Annotated in this window: 4 protein-coding genes; all 4 read left to right on the forward strand. The window is 68.5% G+C overall.

Going from position 1 to position 2,916, the window contains the following annotated elements; all coding sequences use genetic code 11:
• On the forward strand, positions 1 to 374 hold a 374-nt coding region (locus tag AC1DU6_RS25700), incomplete at its 5' end, for a hypothetical protein (protein WP_477860569.1).
• Positions 371 to 1,480, forward strand: coding sequence for an HD-GYP domain-containing protein (locus AC1DU6_RS25705; RefSeq protein ID WP_477860571.1), 1,110 nt, complete (start codon positions 371 to 373; stop codon positions 1,478 to 1,480). The genes AC1DU6_RS25700 and AC1DU6_RS25705, both read left to right, overlap by 4 nt.
• A 24-nt stretch (positions 1,481 to 1,504) precedes the next feature.
• Positions 1,505 to 2,242 (forward strand): sulfurtransferase, encoded by a 738-nt coding sequence (locus AC1DU6_RS25710; RefSeq protein ID WP_477860573.1) that lies wholly within the window; start codon positions 1,505 to 1,507, stop codon positions 2,240 to 2,242.
• A partial coding sequence (locus AC1DU6_RS25715; RefSeq protein ID WP_477860575.1) for an alpha/beta fold hydrolase occupies positions 2,242 to 2,916 on the forward strand: 675 nt, incomplete at its 3' end. The genes AC1DU6_RS25710 and AC1DU6_RS25715, both read left to right, overlap by 1 nt.

Genomic DNA, 2,916 nt, shown 5'->3' on the forward strand with positions numbered 1-2,916 from the left:
CGCCAGTGCTGCGCGAGCGCGCACTGCGCCTGGGCGCCGAGGCCCTGTGCAGCAAGCCCCTGCTGCCGCACATGCTGCGCCGCCTGCTGGACCTGGACCGCCCTCTGCCGGTCGACCTGCTCCTGCCCCTGCCCAAAGTCCTGAACCGGACAACGCCCGGCGCCGACCCGACCACGCTGATCAATGAGCTCGACACCCTGCTGGGCGAGGCCRACAGCAATGCGCTGACGTTGTGGGAGCAGCATGAATCCGCCTTCATCGAGATGTTGCCGGCACCGCGGGCCAAAGCCCTGGCGGGTGCCATGCAACGCTTCGATTTCGACGAGGCCCAGGCCGCGTTGCGCGGTGAGACCAAGGACGCAAGCCCGCCATGACGATGATGCTGCCCGAGTTCACCGGTACGTCACAGGCCACGGTGCTGGTCGTCGATGACACGCCGGCCAACCTGACGCTGTTGGCCCAGGTGCTCAAGCCCGACTACCGCGTGCAGCTGGCCGTCAGCGGCGCGAAGGCGCTGGAAATATGCCGCCGCCAACCGCCCGACCTGATCGTGCTCGACGTGATGATGCCGGAGCTGGATGGCTACGAGGTCTGCCGCCGGCTCAAGGCCGACCCGGCCACGCGCCGCGTGCCCGTCATTTTCCTGACCGCGCTGACCCGGCCCGAGGACGAGAGCGCCGGCTTCCAGGTCGGCGGCGCCGACTTCATCCACAAGCCCTTCAACCCCGCCACCGTGCTGGCCCGCGTGCGCACCCATCTGCAGCTCAAGCTGGCCGAGGACCACCTGCTGCGCCACAACGAGCTGCTGAGCGGCGAGCTGGGCGCGCGCCGGCGTGAGGTCGAGCGGCTGCGCGACACCACCCTCTTCGTCATGGTCGGCCTGGCGGAGTTCCGCGACGCCGATACCGGCAACCACATCCAGCGCACCCAGGAATATGTGCGTACGCTGGCGCAGTGGATCGCCGCCCAGCCCGACGGGCCGCTGGACCTCACGCCCGAAGCCATCGACGAGCTCGCCAAGGCCGCGCCGCTGCACGACATCGGCAAGGTTGCCATCCCTGACGCCATCCTTCTCAAGCCCGGCAAGCTGTCGCCGGACGAATGGCAGGTCATGAAGACCCATGCCGAACACGGGGCCGACCTGCTGCAGCGCGCCATCGACCGCCTTGGCGACGACGCCGGCCCGATGCTGACCTTCGGCAAGCAGATTGCCCGGCACCATCACGAGAAATGGGACGGCAGCGGCTATCCGGACGGCCTGGCCGGCGAGGCCATTCCGTTGTCGGCCCGGCTGATGGCCGTTGCCGACGTCTATGACGCCCTGATCAGCGTGCGGCCCTACAAGCAGGCCATGAGCCACGACGAGGCGCTGGCCTTCATCCGCAACGGCGCCGGCAGCCATTTCGACCCGCGCATCGTCGAGGCGCTCAATGCCTGCCTGGACGAGGTGCGCGGCATTGCTTCGCGCTGGGCCGACTGAGCCGCCCCGATAATCCGCGGCCTCATGCAGTCCGGCCCCATCCTCAATATCTCCTGCTATCTCTTCGTCTCGCTGGCCGACACGGCGGCGCTGCGCGATCGGCTCCATGCCCGCGCCGAAGCCCTGGGTCTCAAGGGCACGGTGCTGATCGCCGAGGAGGGCATCAATCTCTTCCTGGCCGGCCCGGCCGAAGCCGTGAACACCTSGGTGGCCGAGCTGCGCGCCGACCCACGCTTCGCGACACTGACACCCAAGGAGAGCTGGAGCGAGGTGCAGCCCTTCCAGCGCCTGAAGGTCAAGGTCAAGCCTGAGATCATCCGCATGAACCACCCCACCATCCGCCCCGACCAGGCGCCGCGCGCACCGGCCCTGGCGCCGGCCGTGCTGGCCCGCTGGCTGGACCAGGGCCATGATGACGCCGGCCGCGAGATCGTCATGCTGGACACGCGCAATGGCTTCGAGGTCGACCAGGGTGCCTTCGACGGCGCCATCGACTGGCGGCTCGACAAGTTCAGCGACTTCCCCGAGGCCCTGGCCTCGCACAAGCAGGAACTGGTCGGCAAAACCGTGGTGAGCTATTGCACCGGCGGCATCCGCTGCGAGAAGGCGGCCATGGTGCTGGAGGAACAAGGCCTGACGGCCTGGCAGCTTGACGGCGGCATCCTGAAGTACTTCGAGGACACCGGTGGCAAGCATTACCACGGCAACTGCTTCGTGTTTGACGATCGCAGGGGCGTCAACGCCGACCTGAGCCCAACGTGATGAAAGGGCGATTTGGCGACTTCGCGCTGAAGGCCATCGGCATCCTGCTGATGCTGGCGGCCCTCGGCTTTGCCGTTAGCAAGGCGCCGGACCGCTCGCTGGAAAGCCTGGTGCCGCGCTGGGCGCCGCCGCCGTCGGACTTCGTCGACCTCGATGGCCTGCTCGTGCACTACCGCGACCAGGGCCCGAGCAGCGACCCGCTGCCCATCGTCCTCATCCATGGCACCGGCGCCAGCCTGCACACCTGGGAAGGCTGGGCGGCCGAGTTGAAGTCCACCCGGCGCGTCATCAGCTTCGACCTGCCCGGCTTCGGCCTGACCGGGCCGAACGCCGACAACGACTACAGCGATGCCCGCTACGTCGCCTTCGTGCGCCAGTTGCTGGCGCGCCTGGGCGTGGGCCGGGTCATTCTGGGTGGCAACTCCCTGGGCGGCGAAATCGCCTGGCAGGTGGCCCTGGCCGACCCCGCCAGCGTCGCCGGCCTCGTCCTGGTCGACGCCGCCGGCTTCGATTTCGAGCCGGATTCCATGCCGCTTGGCTTTCGCATCGCCCGCATCCCGGTGCTGCGCGAGCCCATGCGCTGGGTGCTGCCGCGCCGCGCCATCGAGGAAAGTGTGCTGGATGTCTATGGTGACCCCAGCCGCGTCACCGCCGCCCTGGTGGACCGTTACTAC

Source organism: Roseateles sp. P5_B10, assembly GCF_056400485.1.

What these genes read in the sequence shown, in the direction of transcription:
- AC1DU6_RS25705 (WP_477860571.1), top strand. Translation starts at nt 371, where the DNA reads ATGACGATGATGCTGCCCGAGTTCACCGGTACGTCACAGGCCACGGTG.